Source organism: Glaciimonas sp. OK215 (genome assembly GCF_057787885.1).
The window spans coordinates 4992385-5009907 of sequence record NZ_CM173544.1; the positions used below are offsets into that span (position 1 = coordinate 4992385).

16 protein-coding genes are annotated in these 17523 nt (G+C 59.3%); 5 read left to right on the plus strand and 11 right to left on the minus strand.

Going from position 1 to position 17523, the window contains the following annotated elements; genetic code table 11:
* Positions 1–17 precede the first annotated feature (17 nt).
* From xdhB to gshA, 11 genes are all read right to left on the minus strand, one after another.
* Entirely contained in the window at positions 18–2363 is a 2346-nt protein-coding gene (gene xdhB, locus AC3CHX_RS23060; RefSeq protein WP_488630310.1) for a xanthine dehydrogenase molybdopterin binding subunit, read from the minus strand.
* Between the two features lie 278 nt (positions 2364–2641).
* The gene (locus AC3CHX_RS23065) at positions 2642–3433 is read right to left on the minus strand and encodes an aldolase (protein ID WP_488630311.1); all 792 of its coding nucleotides are present in this window, start codon (positions 3431–3433) and stop codon (positions 2642–2644) included.
* 11 nt (positions 3434–3444) lie between these two features.
* Positions 3445–4161: an iron-containing redox enzyme family protein gene (locus AC3CHX_RS23070; RefSeq protein WP_488630312.1), complete on the minus strand. Its 717-nt coding sequence runs from the start codon at positions 4159–4161 to the stop codon at positions 3445–3447.
* Entirely contained in the window at positions 4145–5005 is an 861-nt protein-coding gene (locus AC3CHX_RS23075; RefSeq protein ID WP_488630313.1) for a pyridoxal-phosphate dependent enzyme, read from the minus strand. The genes AC3CHX_RS23070 and AC3CHX_RS23075 overlap by 17 nt, the downstream gene beginning before the upstream one ends.
* Positions 5002–6294: a phenylacetate--CoA ligase family protein gene (locus AC3CHX_RS23080; protein WP_488630314.1), complete on the minus strand. Its 1293-nt coding sequence runs from the start codon at positions 6292–6294 to the stop codon at positions 5002–5004. Before AC3CHX_RS23080 ends, AC3CHX_RS23075 begins: the two co-directional genes overlap by 4 nt.
* A gap of 88 nt (positions 6295–6382) precedes the next feature.
* Positions 6383–7579 (minus strand): MFS transporter, encoded by a 1197-nt coding sequence (locus AC3CHX_RS23085; protein WP_488630315.1) that lies wholly within the window; start codon positions 7577–7579, stop codon positions 6383–6385.
* A gap of 74 nt (positions 7580–7653) precedes the next feature.
* Positions 7654–9381: a class I adenylate-forming enzyme family protein gene (locus tag AC3CHX_RS23090; protein WP_488630316.1), complete on the minus strand. Its 1728-nt coding sequence runs from the start codon at positions 9379–9381 to the stop codon at positions 7654–7656.
* Entirely contained in the window at positions 9368–9532 is a 165-nt protein-coding gene (locus AC3CHX_RS23095; protein ID WP_488630317.1) for a hypothetical protein, read from the minus strand. The genes AC3CHX_RS23090 and AC3CHX_RS23095 overlap by 14 nt, the downstream gene beginning before the upstream one ends.
* 186 nt (positions 9533–9718) lie before the next feature.
* Positions 9719–10144 (minus strand): organic hydroperoxide resistance protein, encoded by a 426-nt coding sequence (locus tag AC3CHX_RS23100; protein WP_488630318.1) that lies wholly within the window; start codon positions 10142–10144, stop codon positions 9719–9721.
* Positions 10145–10356: 212 nt separating this feature from the next.
* A complete protein-coding gene (locus tag AC3CHX_RS23105) occupies positions 10357–10848 on the minus strand; it encodes a MarR family winged helix-turn-helix transcriptional regulator (protein ID WP_488630319.1) in 492 nt (163 codons plus the stop codon).
* A 127-nt stretch (positions 10849–10975) separates the two neighbouring features.
* Positions 10976–12562, minus strand: a complete 1587-nt coding sequence (gene gshA / locus AC3CHX_RS23110) for a glutamate--cysteine ligase (RefSeq protein ID WP_488630320.1) — start codon at positions 12560–12562, stop codon at positions 10976–10978.
* Positions 12563–12959: 397 nt separating this feature from the next.
* Between gshA and folD the strand changes: the two genes are divergently transcribed.
* The 5 genes from folD to AC3CHX_RS23135 all read left to right on the plus strand — a co-directional run bounded on the left by folD (position 12960) and on the right by AC3CHX_RS23135 (position 17501).
* Positions 12960–13805: a bifunctional methylenetetrahydrofolate dehydrogenase/methenyltetrahydrofolate cyclohydrolase FolD gene (gene folD, locus AC3CHX_RS23115; protein ID WP_488630321.1), complete on the plus strand. Its 846-nt coding sequence runs from the start codon at positions 12960–12962 to the stop codon at positions 13803–13805.
* Positions 13806–13809: 4 nt separating this feature from the next.
* The gene (locus AC3CHX_RS23120) at positions 13810–15897 is read left to right on the plus strand and encodes a M3 family metallopeptidase (protein WP_488630322.1); all 2088 of its coding nucleotides are present in this window, start codon (positions 13810–13812) and stop codon (positions 15895–15897) included.
* Between the two features lie 87 nt (positions 15898–15984).
* Complete coding sequence (locus AC3CHX_RS23125) at positions 15985–16617, plus strand: glutaredoxin family protein (protein ID WP_488630323.1); 633 nt, start codon at positions 15985–15987, stop codon at positions 16615–16617.
* 10 nt (positions 16618–16627) lie between these two features.
* The gene (locus tag AC3CHX_RS23130; protein ID WP_488630324.1) at positions 16628–17053 is read left to right on the plus strand and encodes a DNA polymerase III subunit chi; all 426 of its coding nucleotides are present in this window, start codon (positions 16628–16630) and stop codon (positions 17051–17053) included.
* 28 nt (positions 17054–17081) lie between these two features.
* Positions 17082–17501, plus strand: a complete 420-nt coding sequence (locus AC3CHX_RS23135; RefSeq protein WP_488630325.1) for a DUF2486 family protein — start codon at positions 17082–17084, stop codon at positions 17499–17501.
* Positions 17502–17523 lie beyond the last annotated feature (22 nt).

Consider the following 17523-nt stretch of genomic DNA (forward strand, 5'->3'; position numbering starts at 1 on the left):
GCACCCGGGCCGGCCAATCAAGACTGCTCGGAGACGGCGCAGAGCGCGTTGAGAATCGACTCATAGGTCGCTGGCGCCTGCAACGGCGGGTTGAACCGATAATTTCCAACGCTGGCGACGGCGTCGCGGATCGCGAAAAAGACCGAGAACGGCAACAGCAGCGGCGGCTCGCCGACTGCTTTCGAGCGGTGGATGCTGTCGGTGACGTTACTGTTCTTGAACAGGCCCACACGGAAATCCGATGGACAGTCCGACACCGCCGGAATCTTGTAGGTCGATGGCGCGTGCGTCATCAACTTGCCGTCCTTGTTCCACCACAGTTCCTCGGTGGTCAGCCATCCCATGCCCTGGATGAAGCCGCCCTCGACCTGGCCCACATCGATCGCGGGGTTGAGCGACTCGCCAGCGTCGTACAGTGCATCGGCACGCAAGAGTTTCCATTCACCGGTGAGGCTATCAACCACCACCTCGGAAACGGCCGCACCGTAGGCATAGTACGAAAACGGGCTGCCGGTCATGCTCTTGTTGTCCCAATGCAGATTCGGCGTTGCGTAGAAACCGTCGGACCACAGCTGCACCCGTGCCAAATAGGCTTTGGCGACAACGTCCTGGAACGGAATCGATTGCGCGCCGACGTGGACGTGGTTGTTCGAGAACGTGACGTCGGCCGGGCTTGCGCCGTGCTCCTTGGCGACAAACACTGCGAGGCGTTCGCAAATCTGGCGCGCTGCGTCCTGGGCTGCCTTGCCGTTCAAATCGGCGCCGGTGGAAGCGGCGGTCGGCGAGGTGTTGGCGACCTTGCTGGTATCGGTGGCGGTGACGCGCACCAGGGACAGATCGATCCCGAGTTGTTGCGCCACCACTTGCGAGACCTTGGTGTTGATGCCCTGGCCCATTTCGGTGCCGCCATGATTGACCAGCACCGAGCCGTCCGTGTAGATATGCACCAGTGCGCCGGCCTGGTTCTGGTGCACCGTGTTAAACGCAATGCCAAACTTTACCGGCGTCAGCGCGATCCCTTTTTTCAGGACCGGGCTGCTTTCGTTGAACGCACGCGTGGCCTCGCGCCGCTGGCGATACTCGCTGCTCGCTTCCAGTTGGGCCACCAGTTCGTGGATGACGTTATCCTTGACCAGCTGGCCGTAAGGCGTGACGTTGCGCCCGTCCTGGTCGCCGCGGCTGTAGAAATTCAGGGTACGCACGTCCAGCGCGTCCCGGCCCAGGTTGCGCGCGATTTCGTCGACGATATACTCGATCGCGATCGCACCCTGCGGGCCGCCGAAGCCGCGGAAGGCGGTATTCGATTGCGTGTTGGTGCGGCCGCACAGCGCGACGATATCGACATCCGACAAGTAGTAGGCGTTGTCGAAGTGGCACACCGCGCGCGTAGCTACCGGTGCCGAGAGATCGGCCGAAAAACCGGCGCGCGTGAGCATTTCCACCTTGGCGGCCAGGATCCGGCCCTCATCGTCGTAGCCGACTTCATACGCGTACCAGAAACAATGACGTTTGCCGGTGACCATCATGTCATCGTCGCGGTCGGCGCGCAGCTTTACCGGACAGTTGAGGTGCCTGGCGGCGATCGCCGCCGCGCCTGCCCACAGCGCCGACTGGGTTTCCTTGCCGCCGAAGCCGCCGCCCATGCGCCGGCATTCGACCTGCACCTTGTGCGAATGCACGCCGAGGGCATGCGCGACCGTGTGCTGCATCTCTGTTGGGTGCTGGGTCGAACAGAGTACCAGCATGCCGTCGTCTTCCTTCGGAATCGCGTAGGAAATCTGGCCTTCCAGGTAAAACTGTTCCTGGCCGCCGACCGACAACTCGCCCTTGAGCTGGTGGGCCGCCTGCGCGAACGCCTTTTCAAATTCACCGCGCCGCAACTGCATCGGCGCCACCACGAACGACTTGGCCTGCTTTGCTTGCTGCGGCGTCAGGATGGCCGGCAATTCCTCGTAGTCGATCACGGCCTTGCGCGCGGCGCGGCGCGCGTTGTCGTGCGTATCCGCGACGACCACGAACACCGGCTGTCCGACATACTGCACCACGCCATCGGCCAGGATAGGATCGTCATGGATGATAGGACCGCAATCGTTGGTGCCGGGGATGTCGGCGGCGGTGCAGACGGCCACCACGCCGGGTGAGCTCCTGACGGCCGCAAAATCGATCGACCTGATCCTGGCGTGCGCCTTTTGCGACAGGCCCAGCGCCGCATGCAGCGTGCCCTGCACTTCGCGCACATCGTCGACGTAGGTCGCTTCGCCAAGCACATGCAGTTGCGCCGATTCATGGGAACGCGATTTGCCGACCTCGGCCCAGACGCCGGCGACGCCAGGTTGCAGAAACGATTCGTTGGGTTTGTTCATTTTCTATCTCCATCTGTCATAAGTATGTTCATGATTGAATCCTCCTGCGCGCAGGCAATGGCGTTGACTGCGTCGCATTGCAGCGCAGCAAGGTTAGCAGTCGTCCCTTCACACTCAATGTCAAATAATTAATACTGCACATCGCATAATCGGCATAGGCCAGCCCGCATATTTCACGTAGGTGCGCAGACGCGATCTACAGTTCCGTTGATGACCGTATCGGCATTCAAGGGCTCCGTACATTTTTCATTGCGCGCCTGCGTGCCGCGTGGGCTGGCCTAGACGTCCAGCGGCGCCGCGTCGCAGCCGCGCAAGACGCGCCGCGCGTAGTAGGCAAACGTGGCCCTGGAGCGGCGCTCCGTCAAGATCCAGTCATGCGCCTCGCGCGCCAGTTCCGGCGCAATCGGCTCGATCTTCCCTGCGCCGGCAGCCAGCAAATGAAGGCGCGCCGCGCGTTCGAACTGGAGCGCGACCACGCAGGCTTCTTCGATCGACGCGCAGGCGACGACCAGTCCATGATGGGCCAACAGGAGCGCGCGCTTGTTGCCGAGGGCCGCGGAGATGATCGCGCCCTCGTCATTGCCCACCGGGACACCTGGCCAGCTCGGCAGGAAGGCCACATCGTCGAACAACAGTGCCGTATCCATGTGCGAGACGGCCAGTGGCTGTTCCAGCATCGACAGCGCCGATGTGTGCAGCGGATGGGTATGAATGATGCAGCGCACATCGGGACGGGCCCGGTAGATCCAGCTGTGGAAGCGGTTGGCAGGATTCGGCATGCCGCGCCCGGACAACAGGTTCAGGTCCAAGTCGACCGTGAGCAGATTCGATGCGGTGATTTCATCGAATCCCAGACCCAGTTGCTGGGTCAGGAAAGCGCCGTCGCTGCCGCTGCGCGCCGTGATCTGTCCCGCCAGGCCTGAGTCGTGTCCCTGCGCGAAAAGAATGCGGCAAGTGAGCGCGACTTTCTCGGGTTCGGTCCAGGTTTCCTGGCCGAGGTGGCGTTCCATCTGCGCCTGCGCCTCTTGCATGAGCTGCACCTTTGAAAAAAGCAGGGTGTCCGCGTTCATTGGTGCCCCGTTCACGCGACGCAGACCGGCGCGGCTGCCGCCAGCTTGTGCGCGCGGCGCGCCATGCTCTCGATGTCGGAAAAAAAGCGCAGGCGCGCAGCCACCAGTGCCTGCCCGGCATTGAGCATGATGTCGATCTGCGCGGCGTCTTCCTCGGCCAGCGCGGCCATGATGTCGCGTATCGTCTCGGCGTGGCCATCGTCGCATTCGACATGGATGCGGAAGAACGCGATCTCGTCCGGCGTCACCCCTTGCGCCAGGAATCCCTGGATGATGTCGCTGTACATGCCTGGCACCAGCGCCTCGGCGCCCAGGCACAGCGCGCCAAGGCCGTAGGCAGGGTTCGAACGCTTGCAATGGTCGAGCATTTCGCGGATCAGCAAGGCGGTGCCTTCTTCCGGTACGGCGTGCTCCAGCGTGAGACCGAATTGATCGAGCATTTCCCGGTACAAGATATGGTGCGGCACAGATGCCTTGTCTTCCAGGCCGAGTTCCTCGAACAGGTTTTCGGCCAGTCCCATGACCTCGCGATTGCTCGGCAGGCTGGCCATCAGCGCACAGAGATAGCGGGTGAAGTAGGCGCTGTACAGACCCTGTTGAACCAGAAAATGCTTCAGCTCGTCGATGCGTACCTCGCCCGCACGGCAGCGCTGCAAAAAGCTGTGGGAGCGAATCTGGGCGATCAGTTCTTCCTTCTTCGCCTCCAGCTTGTCAATGTAGAGATTCATGTTTTCTGCTTTCCTTTGTTTTACCCAGGGCGGTCGTCATCGGAGACGAACAGACCGCAATGACTTCTCCACGGAGTCCTTGATCACGCAGTTGCCGGGCCGCGTGGATGCAGGCGCCCGAGGACGGCCCGACCGGTTCGCCGGTCAGGCGCATGACATCGCGCGCGGTCTGCCAGGCCAGCTCGGACGGCACGCTGATCACGCCATCGACCGCTGTGCGATCGAACAATTCACTCCTGATCGGCGGCGCCAGCCCAGGGATGCGGTGCGGCTGCCAGGGCTGTCCCTGGAGCACCGACGCTTCCGCAGGTTCCACCGCATATACCTTCACGCCACGCTGGCGCAGCGCCGCGGCAATGCCCATGACCGAGGCAGCAGTTCCCGCACCGACGGTCACCGCCGCAATCGATTCCGACTGGGCCAGCAGTTCCAGTCCGACCACTTCGTAGTGCGCACACAGCGCGCGGTTCGAAAGCTGTTCGATCACTTTCCAGCCGGGGTCGCCGAGCAGTTGTGCCTGCATTGCATGCGCTTGCGCCGCCGGTGTCTCCACCACCTCGCCGCCCAGCCACTCGATATAGCTGGTGATCAGCTCCGGCACGCCGGGCGGCACGAAGACGCTTGCCCTGCAGCCGATCTGGTTGGCAGCCCAGGCGACGCTGATCCCGGCGCTGCCGGCAGAGAGAATCGCGAGCCGGGTCGCGCTCGTTATCTCTCCGCGACGCGCCATCGCAAACAGATGCGGCGGCAGGCAGCGGTGTTTCATCGACAGCGAGGGATTGAGGTATTCGACCTTCAGCCGCAAGCCAGGCATGACCGCAGCAGCATCGATCAGGGGCGTCATGCGGGCACGCTCTGCCCGAGGTAAGCATGCACGTCATCGAGGTCGACATAGCGCGGCAGTTTGACGCCATTGCTGCGCGCCATGCGATCCTGCTTGACGCGCCAGATGATTTCCGGCGACACGCTGCGCAGCAAGGGCGCCACGGCCAGGTGCCGGTGTAGCAGCGCCGTGCCTTTGCTGGCGGTATGCGCAAAATTGCCGCGCGCCGCGAGCCACAGTTCGACCTGGTCGGCGCCCAGGCTGTCGCGGTATTTCACCAGCACCGAATCGACGATCTCGTCGAGCTGGTCGACGACGTTGAAGATCAGGTCCGGGTACACGGTCTGGCCCAGCACTTTCAACTGGTGATCGACCCGTCCGATGATGGTGCCCAGGCGCGGCGAGCGGCGCCCGCATTCGCACGGCGCCGTATCGAGCCAGGCCGCGATGTCGCCGGTGCCGTAACGTACGGCGACGAAGCCACGCGGCAGCGACAGCGCCGTGACCACGACCTCGCCCGACGTCCCCGGCGCGGATGGCCGCCCGCTCAGCGGATCGACCAGTTCCACGAACACGGCGTCGTCATTGATGTGGAAGCCGCGGTGGGCCAGGCACTCGTGGCCAATGGAGCCGAGCTCGCTGCAACCGTATTCGTTCAATACGTCGGTAAAGCCCCACACGTCCTTGGCCTTTTGCGCCATCGGCGTGAGCACATTGTGCTGGTCAAACGCGGCACAGGCCGCGAAGTAAGCGTATTTCGGCCGCTTGTCCGGCGCCGGGAAGTCACGCCCCAATTCGGCGGCGATGTTCAGCATCACCATCGGATTGCCGACCACGAATTCGGGCCGGTGATAGTTGATCACGTCGGCCACGCGCTGGATCCGCTGCCCCGAGCAGCGAAACGGTCCGACGCCAATCTTTTTCGCCGCCAGCCACACCAGCGGCCCCAGCGAAAACATATCGTTGTTGCTCAGTAGTTGCAGCAGCTTGGTGCCAGGCTTGGCCCCCAGTTCGGTCAGCACGCGGGCGACGCAGTCGACCCAGACCTGCTCCTGCTGCCGGTGCACCGGCAACTCCACCGGCCGGCCGGTGGTGCCCGACGAACTGACGACATCGACAAAATCGCCGTACTCGACCAAGTCGTCCCAATGCTGGGACAGGTCTTTCTTGCGAATGATGGGCAACTGGTCGAACTGGCCCCGCTCCAGCAGCGCCAGCACGGCGCCCAGATCCATCTCCCAGCGCTGGCGGTAAAACGGACGCTGCCACGCCGCCTGCACGCTTGCCTTCAGCCTTCTATTTGCTTGCATATTCACTCATTGGATAAAGTTGATAGTTGCGCCAGGGCCGCCAGCGGCTGCGCTCAGGCGTAGTCGCAGGATGCTGACGATGTAATGGCTACTTCTGCTGCAAAGTGAATGCGCGGTTGCCGCCGCCAAGGGAGGCGCGGAGCGCCGGAATGGAGACGAAAAAGCCGAGGCAGGCGACCAGGCTCGACACCGCGGCCACCCATTGGAAACCGGCTGCGGCGAATACACGCCCCCCGACGAAAGCGCCCAGCGTGATGCCGACGTACAAGCTGCTGCCCATCAGGGCGAGCACGCTGGCGCGGCGCGCTGGAAACGCCTTGACGGCGCAAGCCTGCAAGGCGGGGAACAACCCAAACGACACCAGCGCCACCAGGAACAAGGCCGGCCCCAGCAATGGCAAGAGACGCAGCGCGGGGTTGGCATAGACGGCCGCCAGCGTGCCGAATGCAAGTGTCATGAGGATGAACGAGCATTGCACCACGCGGTGCGCGCCGTAGCGGTCGGCCAGTTTGCCGCCGGACAGGCCGCCAAGGGTGGCGCCCACGCCGTAGCAAGCGATCAAGGCTGCGATCGTGCTTGGGGCGCCCTCGAACTGCACGGCCAGGGCGCTGCCCAGATAGGTGTAGCTGCAATACACGCCGGTCGACCACACCACCATGGTGACGAGGAATACCCATGCGTCGCGCAGACGCCTGTTGGCAGCGCCGCCAGCCGCTGCGGCGCCGGCGGCCGTCGCTGGCCAGCACAGCAAGTTCAGCGGCACCATTACCGCAAGCAAGGCGGCGATCAGCAGGAACACGTCGCGCCAGCCGATCTGGGTGGCGATCAGCAGACCGAGCGGGGCGCCCGCCACCAGCGACAGCACCAGGCCGGAATTGACGATCGACAGGCAAAAACCGCGCCGCTCCGGGGCCGAGCTGCCCGCCGTCAGGGCGTAGATCATCGGCGAAATGGAGGCCGCCGCCAGGCCGGCAAAGCAACGGCTGGCGATCAGCATCGACAGGCTGTCGGACATGCCGGTGGCGAGGTTGGCCAGCACGAGCGAGCTCACGCCAAACAGCAGCACTTTGCGCGTGCCGACGCGCTCGGCGATATAGCCCTGGATCGGGCAGATCGCGGCATACGCGAGGCTGAACCCGCCGACGAGGATGCCCAGCGCGGCCGGCGTTGTCATCAAGTCGCTCGCGATCGATGGCAGGAAGGGGGAAATGATGAACAGGTCGGTCCCCACCAGGAACATGGTGAGCCAACCAATCAATAATTTGTAGCGTGTAAAAACCTGCATAAGAGTTCTCCCTGGCGTGAGCCGGCGCGGCTCACCCCTGTGTAATGGATGCAATGGATGGGGTGTGGACCGGATCAGGCCTGGCCGGCGCCCTGCGGGGTGCCCGGGCCATTCCAGAGCAGCGCCGAAAACACCGACCGGTCGCCGCCGCGGAAACCGCGGTAGCTGTCCCAGAAGGATTCGCGCAGGCTGCGCTTGAGCACCTTGCCGGTCGCCCCGAGCGGAATCCGGTAGCCGTCGTTGAGCATGCCGACGCTGACTGCAAAATCGGGCAGCGCCGCATCCTGCAAGGGCTTGTGTTCCAGTATCTGCTGCAAGACGGCGTTCAGGTCCAGGCCACCGTCGCCCGACGGGACGATCAAGGCGACCACACTCTGCTCCCTGGTCGGGATACGGCTCACGCCAATCACGTGCGCGTCGTGCACACCGGGCAGCTGTTGCAGCAATTCCTCCAGTGCGAGCGAATACACCGGTCCGCCGGCGCTGACGATGACGTCCACGGCGCGGTCAAGGTGGTAGAAACTGCCGCTGTCGTCGAGGTAACCGACGTCGCCCGTCAGCCAGTACCCTTCCCGGTTGCGGCAGAGCTCGGTCAAATGCGGCGCCCTGAAATAGCCGGGCGTGACTGTCGGCGACTTGACAGACAGATAGCCGGGCTGCCCGAGCGGCAATTCGACCCCCAGGGCATCGACGATTTTCGCGGTGGCGTACGGCGCGGCCTGGCCGACACAACGGCGCGACGTGATCGAATCGTGCGACGAGACTTTCCAGAAGCACGACATGCCAAGCTCGGACGCGCCGAAGCCGTCGAAGAACCTGGCGCCGGGCGCAAGCGCGATCAGGCGCTTGATGTGCACCTCGTGCGCGGAGTCGCCGGTGTTATAGAAGCGCCGGATCGCATCGAAAGCGTCGGGTGCCAGGTTCATCTCCACCAGCGACACATAGGTCTGGGGAAAGGCCACCATGACTGTCGGGCGGAACTGCCGGATGTGAGCGGCCACGGTGGCGCCGGTCAATTCGGTGAGCACCTTGGTCGGGAGACCCAGCATGGTGGCCGTCATCAGATAGCTGATGCCGGCCGAATGCGAATGCGGAAAGGCGGTCAGCATGCGCTCGCCGCGCGTTTCGATGAAGCTGCGCAGGCGCTCGCGTTTGCCGTTGAAGAACTGCGCATGCGCGAAGATCACCGCTTTGGGAACGCCGGTGGTGCCGGAACTGTGGCAAATCATCACGGTATCGTCGGGCGCTTTGTCGACCGGCCAGTCGGCCAGCGCTTGCCGCTCGCGCGGGAAGCCGGCGACCGAGGCATCGAGCAGGCGGATGTCCGACACCAAGCGCGAAATCGCGGTGCGCGCATTGGTGTCGGCATCGAACACGAAGAAGTCGAAGCTATTCACCTTGGCATACACGGCCGCGAGTTGCGGCGCCATCTTGCCATTGATGGGAACGGGAACCGCACCGATGCTGTTGAGTGCCAGGAAATGCAGGAAGGGGGAAATGCCCTCCTCGGTGTAGGTGCAGACATGCGATCCGGCGCGCACCTCATTGGCGCGATACCAGTACGCCAGGTCGGCAACGGTCTGGTACAGTTGGTTCAGGCTGAACTGGTCGAAGGTGTCGCCAAACGGGGTGGTAAAGGTTTTTTCCAGGAACAGGAAGGGGACGTCTCTGGTGGTGCTCAGCGCATACGCCTTGAACAGGAAATTTCCTGCGCCAAGATGGTCATCTTCATACAGTGCATCGCGGACGGACTGGGGCAATATGGGGCAAATCACTGCGGGCTCCTGATTAGTAGCGCTCAACCGTTTTGCGGATCGCTTCGGCGATGCAATTTACGGCGCACGCAATAGTCGCCCGCTCGCCGGAATCAGTAAATATGTACTTCCTCATGGTTTTCATTTTGAGATCGGCAGCGGCCCCTGGGGCAGGAATCCGCTGCACGATGTCGTCCAATCAGCCCTGCATTTTCCGCCTTGCGCTGTGACCTGAACGCAACGCGCCAGTTGGCTATGCGGGGCCGCCAATAACAAAAAGGGAGTTACGTTGCACGTAACTCCCTTTCTGTTTCGCGGCTGCCTTCCCTTCGCACCAAACGCGGGCTACTTCAGGGACCCGTCAGCCATCGGTGTCGCTGTGCGATTAGACCAAGGTCAGCGTCACGTCAACGTTACCGCGGGTGGCGTTCGAGTATGGGCACACGTGGTGGGCCTTGTCGACCAATGCTTGCGCTGCGGCTTTATCCATACCTGGCAGTGAAATCTGCAATTCCACTTCGATCCCGAAGCCGCCAGGGATTTGGCCGATACCAACCACGCCGGTAATTGCAGTATCGGCTGGCAGTGTGATCTTGTCTTGTGATGCGACAAACTTCATTGCACCGATAAAACAAGCTGAATAGCCTGCAGCGAACAATTGCTCAGGGTTAGTACCGGCGCCTCCAGCGCCACCGAGTTCTTTTGGCGTCGTCAGCTTGACATCCAGAATGCCATCGGATGAAACAGCACGGCCGTCACGACCACCGGTTGCGGTGGCTTTTGCTTGATATAGAATTTTTTCGACTGACATAATGACTTCCTCTTGATGAATTGATGGCCGTTTAAGAAATCCGTTGGACCTGCTCAGTCGGCCTTACTGACGGTCCGGATAAAAAATACAACACTTACATTACACAACGATGAAGCAGATATTTAGAATTACACAATACTATTGCACACAACTTAATTCAGCTATTTGAGCCAATTCCACGCTCAAGACCACTCCAGTTGAGTCGCACCCCACTAGACGATATTACTCACCATCGCTGCCCGCAGCCGCTGCAATTGCCCGGTCAGCGCTTTTAATTCATCCAGCGAACATTGCGCGGCACAGCTCACTTGCTGCGGAATAGTCTGGGCCTGCTGCCGCAAATTTTTACCCATGTCGGTCAAACTGACAATGACCTGGCGTTCATCCTTGACAGCGCGTTGGCGACGTACCAAGCCACTTAGCTCCAGCCGTTTTAACAACGGCGTCAGCGTGCCCGAGTCCAGATACAAACGCTCGCCCACTTCCGAAACAGTGACATCGTCACGCTCCCACAATGTCAGCATCACCAGGTACTGCGGATAAGTAACTCCCAGCTTCTGCAGCAATGGCTTATACAGCTTGGTCATGGTCAACGACGCCGAATATAGCGCGAAGCACAATTGATTCTCCAACAACAAACTGCCTGGGCCAAATGCCTCGTCGGTCAGATCGTTGCTGATGTCATGTGCGTTGGTCGTTTCCATGGCTCGAATAATAGATCATACAAAATTCAATTGCAAGCAATTTAAATGGCGATTTTTGAGAGACAGCTAAATCGGCAGCCGTTACTCCCTGCGTTCGGAACGGCAGCTTCATTACCTGACGTCAAACTCAGACGCTCATATTTCCCAACGTACTCGCGCGATAAGCCGCAACAAACGTATCGAAATCACCGGTTTGGGTACGCTCAATCTGCTCTTGCTCAAGCAATGACTTCGCGGCCATCTCGGTAAAGAAGGCATGTTCTTCCGCGCTCGGCGGCTGCGCCCGGAACGCTGCGGCATGGCGCTTGCTTTGACGCAGCGTAAAAGCGGCAAATGTTTCCTCGTGTTCCGCCAGCGCCGCCAACACGCGCGCCGATGGGGTCAGTTCTGGGGCAAGCAATTTACGACGCTGCTGTTCCAGCGCATCCGCATGCTGGTGATCGTCGCGCTGGGCGTCGAGCAAGGTTGCGGCTGCGGCAATTTGTTCCAACAGGTTCAATCCCCACGCCTGCAAAGTGACTGGCACGCCGTTGTGCTGCAATTCCAGGCCGGGACGACGCCCTTCCTTGACTGCCCGGGCGAAATTTTCGACGTTTTCGAGACTTTCTTCTGCACTGGTGCATGGACTATCGTCGAGTGCACAGAATAGCAAAAATGCATCCAGGAAACGGCCGGTCTCCAGGCTGATGCCGGTCGGCTCGAACGGGTCGGTATCCATACAACGTACTTCGATGTACTGAACGCCGCGTGCCGACAAGGCCTGGATAGGCCGTTCGCCGCTATTAATGACGCGCTTGGGCCGGATGGTCGAGTAGTACTCGTTCTCGATCTGCAAAATATTGGTGTTGATCTGAATCCATTCGCCATCGCGGTGGGTACCGATTGCGGCATACGGCGGATACGGCTGACTGACGGCCTGCGCCAGACTTTTGATGTAGGTGTCGAGATTATTGTAATGCGGCGTCAAATTTGCCTGGGCTTTGCTCTGATATCCCAGATCGCTCATGCGCAAGCTGGTGGCGTACGGCAGATACAGCGTGTCGGCATCCAGTGTCTCAAGGCTGTGTTCGCGCCCCGCCAGGAAGTTTTTGGAAAGCGCGGGCGAAGCGCCGAACAAATACATCAACAACCAGCTATAGCGGCGGAAATTGCGGATCAATGCAATATAACCGTTGGACTGAAAATCCTTGGCCGTGCCGGTGCCGCACGCATCCACCTGCAGCAATGACCAGACACCTTCGGCCAGCGAGAAGTTGTAGTGGATGCCGGCGATACATTGCATGCGCTTGCCATAGCGCAGCGCCAGACCGCGCCGGTACACGTGCTTCAGCATGCCGATGTGCGAAGTGCCGTACCAGCCGATCGGAATCAGTTCCTCTGCCGGCAATTCGCACGGCATCGAATCGTTCCACAGCATTTCATCGCCCAGTTGGGAATAGACAAAACGATGCACTGCATCAAGTTCGTTCAAGGCGGTGGCGATGTCATTCTCGGCCGGGGTGATGAACTCCAGCAGCGATTCCGAATAATCGGTCGTAATCTGCGGATGGGTCAATGCCGAGCCCAGGATCCGTGGATGCGGCGTCAGTGCCAATTTACCATCTGGATTGACCCGCAACGTTTCGCGCTCAATGCCGCGCAAGCCCTTGCCGAGCAAGGCACGATGCTGCTCTTCACCGAGTAAGGCCAGACGGCGGGTGTAAAAATCGGTCAATTCGGTATCCCTTTCAATTGTGTCTTGCCTGACTGTTGTTTTTATTCGAGTCGATAGGCATCAGGTGGTGCTGTAGTACGCGAGAATAGCTGAAAATACAAAAGCGCGTCGGCTGACAGGGGCGATGCTATCTGACGTCGGCGAATGGGCGGCAGAGCCGCTCCGGATCTAGTCAATTCGCTGTGTAAAGATATGGGCAAGGCGCACGTCGCACACCCTGCTGCTTTATCTATTTTTCCAAAAAACTGTCCAGATTTCGCTTGCGTGATGAATTTTGTCCGTTTTGGACATGCACCTATTCAAAACTATATGACAGCAAAGTAGCAGTACAACCCCTACCTCGGGCAGGCGACCCTTTATAATCTCGTTTTAATTCGCTTTTGCACTCTGCCCCACTATGCCAGCTCAACTCATTGACGGAAATCTCCTTTCACAACAATTGCGCGCCGATGTCGCCAAACGCGCCGCCGCGCTCAGTGCCCGGGGTAAACAACCTGGCCTGGCAGTGATTCTGGTCGGCGACAGCCAGGCTTCACAGGTGTATGTCCGTAACAAGGTCAAGGCTTGTGAAGACAATGGCCTGCATTCGGTACTCGAAAAATACGATGCCGATCTGACCGAGGCCGACTTGCTGGCGCGCATCGACGCCCTCAATCACGATCCGAAAATCAACGGCATACTGGTGCAATTGCCTTTACCTGCGCATATTGACGCCAACAAGGTCATTGAAGCGATTGCCGCAGAGAAAGATGTCGACGGCTTTCATATCAGCAACGCCGGTCTGTTGATGACAGGACAACCATTGTTTCGCCCGTGTACACCATATGGCGTGATGAAAATGCTGGAATCGATCAATTACCCGGTGCGCGGCGCGAATGCGGTCGTCGTTGGTGCTTCGAATATCGTCGGCAAGCCGCAATCGATGTTGCTCTTGCAAGCCGGCGCCACAGTCACCATCTGCAATTCCAAGACCCGCGATCTCGGCCAGCACACGCGCCAGGCCGACATTCTGGTGGTTGCCACCGGCAAACGGAATATCGTCACCGCGGACATGGTCAAGCCAGGCGCCGTCGTCATCGACGTTGGCATGAATCGCGATGACCATGGCAAACTGTGCGGCGACGTCGATTTCGCCAACGTCAGGGAAGTCGCGGGTTATATCACCCCGGTGCCAGGCGGCGTCGGGCCGATGACCATCACCATGCTGCTGGTCAATACGATTGAAGCTGCAGAAAGAAACTAAGTCCATGACATCCACTTCCGCAACACTGACATCACAAGACAATCCGCTATTGGATTTTTCAGGTCTGGCGCGCTTTGACCAGATCAAGCCGGAACACGTCACGCCAGCCATCGCACATTTACTGGAACAGGCAAGTATCGTCGTGGCGCAACTGGAAGCGCCACAGACGTCCGTGACTTGGGAAACCTTTGTCGAGCCACTGGAAGACGCGACCGAAAAACTCGGTCGGGCCTGGGGCGTCGTCAGTCATTTGAATGCGGTGATGGATACGCCGGAACTGCGTGCGACCTACAACGAAAACCATCCGAAGCTGATCGAATTCTGGACTGCACTGGCACAAAACCTGGCGCTGTTCGACAAGTACAAGGCGCTTCACGCCAGCGCCGATTTCGCCGCCCAGTCACCTGCGCGTCAGAAAATCATTCAAAACGCGGTGCGCGATTTCCGTCTCGGCGGCGCTGAACTGGCAGACGCCGACAAAGTGCGTTTCGCCGACATTCAGGAAAAACACGGTGCGCTGACCACCAGGTTTTCAGAAAACATTCTGGATGCCACCAACGACTACGCGTTATTCATTACCGACGAAGCCGAACTGGCTGGCTTGCCGGACGACGTCAAACAGGCAGCCCACGCAGCGGCACAGCAAGACGCCAGGGAAGGCTACAAATTTACGCTGCACTTCCCTTCGTACTTCCCGATACTGCAATACGCCGACAACCGTGCCTTGCGCGAAAACGTGTATCGCGCCAATGCGACCAAGGCATCGGAACTAGGCAGCAAACCCGAATGGGATAACACCCAAAACATCGTCGACATTCTGAAGTTGCGCAATGAAGAAGCCAAGTTGCTGGGCTTGAAGAATTACGCCGAATTGTCGCTAGTGCCGAAGATGGCACAAAACCCGCAAGAAGTGATCAGCTTCCTGGAAGACCTGGGGCAGCGGGCGCGCCCATTCGCCGAAAAAGACTTGGCCGAATTGCGCGCCTTCGCCAAAGAACAGCTAGGCATCGCGCCATTGGAAGCCTGGGACACCACTTACGCTTCAGAAAAATTGCGCGAACAACGCTATGCATTTTCTGAGCAGGAAGTGAAACAGTACTTCCCGGAACCAACAGTCGTGCAAGGTTTGTTCGCACTGGTCCAGAAGTTGTTTTCAGTCGACATCAGCGCTGACCAGGCACCGGTCTGGCATCCGGATGTGAAGTTTTTCAAGATCCGGAAAGATGGCAAACTGCTCGGTCAATTCTATCTGGACCTGTACGCACGCAGCGGCAAACGTGGCGGTGCATGGATGGATGACGCGCGCGCCCGGCGCCTCCTGGACGACGGCATTCAGACCCCGATCGCTTACCTGACCTGTAATTTTTCCGCGCCGGCAGTCATTGATGGCAAAGCCAAACCCGCGCTGTTTACCCACGAAGAAGTCATCACCCTATTCCACGAATTCGGCCACGGCCTGCACCACATGCTGACCCAGGTCGACGAAATCGGCGTATCAGGCATCTCGGGCGTGGAATGGGATGCGGTCGAACTGCCATCCCAATTCATGGAAAACTTCTGCTGGGAATGGGATGTGCTGCAGCACATGACCGCCGAAGCCGAATCCGGCCAGCCATTGCCGCGCGCGCTGTTCGACAAGATGACCGCTGCCAAAAACTTCCAGTCGGGACTACAAACCCTGCGCCAGGTGGAGTTCTCGCTATTCGATATGCATCTGCACGACGAATACGATCCGTATGGCACGCAAACGGTGCAAGCGCTGATCGATCAAGTCCGCGCACAGGTTGCCGTTCTGACGCCGCCGGCTTTCAACCGCTTCCAGCATTCCTTCGCCCACATTTTCGCCGGCGGCTATGCGGCTGGCTATTACAGCTACAAATGGGCCGAAGTATTATCGGCCGATGCATATAGTGCGTTCGAAGAAGCCGCCAATGGCGGCAACGTGATATCCGCCGAAACCGGCAAAAAATTCCAGCGTGAAATCCTGGCAGTCGGCGGCTCGCGTCCGGCACTGGCATCATTCAAGGCTTTCCGCGGCCGCGAGCCAAATATCGATGCATTGTTGCGTCATAGCGGGATGGCAACGCAATGAATAGGTATTGATTTACGTAAAATGGCAGGTGCGCATGGCGCGCCCTGCAACGTTGCAGATATACCGACTTCAGACAAGGGAAATCAGATGAAACTGGCTGCGTCTTTGTTTTCAATAGCAGGCCTGACGACCTGCCTGCTGGTAACCTCCAGCGCACAAGCCGAACTCTACAAATCCATCGGCCCAAACGGCCAGGTCACCTACAGTGACACCCCGCCAACCTCAGGCACCGTCATCGACAAAAAATCGCTCGCCACCAACAGCGGCGGTGATGCCGGCGAACTGCCGTACGAACTGGCACAGGCCCACAAAAACAGCCCGGTCACCTTGTATACCTCAAGCAAATGCATCCCCTGCGACGACGGACGTAAATTGCTGAATAGCCGCGGCATCCCGTTCAACGAAAAAACGGTCAACAGCAACAACGATATTGCACGACTGAAAGAAGTCGACAGCGAAGCTCAGCTGCCGCTGCTGCTGATCGGGCGCAGTAAAGAAAGCGGCTTTGAAGCAGGAGCCTGGAACGCGGCACTGAGCGCAGCCGGTTATCCGCAAAACAATCAGTTACCAAAAACCTATCGTAACGGGCAAACTGCAGCAGCAGCGCCCGCCGCCACGGAACAAAAGGCCAACGCTGCCAAGGCTAGCGCTCCGAATAATGTAAATAGCGGCGCGCCATTGCCGGCAGCCGGGAATGCGCCGCCCGGATTCAGATTTTAAGCAGCAGACCATGACCCGCATCGATTTTCATACCAACATTCCTGACAAGTTTTTGTACACCTGCCGACTAGTGCGTAAAGCGTGGGCGGCACAATGCCGGATTGTGATACTGACCAGGAGTGCCGACGATTTAGCCATGCTGGATCAGGCGCTGTGGACGTTCTCCGAACACGACTTTTTGCCACATGTCAAAGCGGACGATCCGCTGGCGCCACAAACGCCTATCATTTTGACCGACAATGAAGCCGCGGCGTTGCCACATCATCAGGTGTTGATCAATTTGTCCGGCAACACCCCCACCCACTTTGCCCGTTTCGAACGCATGTTTGAGATCGTCTCACTCGATGAGACCGATAAAAACAATGGTCGCGAACGCTATCGCTTTTACCAGCAACGCGGTTATCCACTGAGCCACACTGTGGCTGCCAATGCTTAGCATGCGCGGAACGGCATGAGGAAAGTTTATGAACCACAGCACGCTTGATGCCAGCATTCCACTGCTTACCGAAATCATTACACCAGCGGAGCTTGCCCCGGTCGACGCGGCGAGCGCCGCAGCCGTTACACTGCCCGCCGGCGCTCCTGACGAAATTGTTATCGACGATGACACCGCTCCGTCAAGACCGCCATCGGAACTGACATTAAGTCGTCACGACTGGGAAAGGCTGGAACACCAGGTCCACGAAAAAGTGTTGCATCAACTGCAAGAACGCATTGATTTTGTCATCGAACAGCGCGTGCGGGACAGTCTCGCTGACGTCTTGCAAACAGCCGTCCAGGGACTGGCCGAGCAAATCAAAACCGGTCTGCATCAGACCTTGGACGAGGTCATTTCCCGTGCGGTAACGCTGGAATTAAGCAAATTGCGAAAAACAACAAATTAGTTATGAAACTTTGCTTATAAAT

Bases quoted from the DNA above. Each gene is read 5' to 3' on its own strand.
- AC3CHX_RS23080 (WP_488630314.1), bottom strand. From the start codon at position 6,294: ATGCAAGCAAATAGAAGGCTGAAGGCAAGCGTGCAGGCGGCGTGGCAG.
- AC3CHX_RS23135 (WP_488630325.1), top strand. From the start codon at position 17,082: ATGAACCACAGCACGCTTGATGCCAGCATTCCACTGCTTACCGAAATC.
- AC3CHX_RS23100 (WP_488630318.1), bottom strand. From the start codon at position 10,144: ATGTCAGTCGAAAAAATTCTATATCAAGCAAAAGCCACCGCAACCGGT.
- AC3CHX_RS23130 (WP_488630324.1), top strand. From the start codon at position 16,628: ATGACCCGCATCGATTTTCATACCAACATTCCTGACAAGTTTTTGTAC.
- AC3CHX_RS23105 (WP_488630319.1), bottom strand. From the start codon at position 10,848: ATGGAAACGACCAACGCACATGACATCAGCAACGATCTGACCGACGAG.
- AC3CHX_RS23075 (WP_488630313.1), bottom strand. From the start codon at position 5,005: ATGACGCCCCTGATCGATGCTGCTGCGGTCATGCCTGGCTTGCGGCTG.
- AC3CHX_RS23085 (WP_488630315.1), bottom strand. From the start codon at position 7,579: ATGCAGGTTTTTACACGCTACAAATTATTGATTGGTTGGCTCACCATG.
- AC3CHX_RS23120 (WP_488630322.1), top strand. From the start codon at position 13,810: ATGACATCCACTTCCGCAACACTGACATCACAAGACAATCCGCTATTG.
- AC3CHX_RS23065 (WP_488630311.1), bottom strand. From the start codon at position 3,433: ATGAACGCGGACACCCTGCTTTTTTCAAAGGTGCAGCTCATGCAAGAG.
- xdhB (WP_488630310.1), bottom strand. From the start codon at position 2,363: ATGAACAAACCCAACGAATCGTTTCTGCAACCTGGCGTCGCCGGCGTC.
- AC3CHX_RS23125 (WP_488630323.1), top strand. From the start codon at position 15,985: ATGAAACTGGCTGCGTCTTTGTTTTCAATAGCAGGCCTGACGACCTGC.
- folD (WP_488630321.1), top strand. From the start codon at position 12,960: ATGCCAGCTCAACTCATTGACGGAAATCTCCTTTCACAACAATTGCGC.
- AC3CHX_RS23070 (WP_488630312.1), bottom strand. From the start codon at position 4,161: ATGAATCTCTACATTGACAAGCTGGAGGCGAAGAAGGAAGAACTGATC.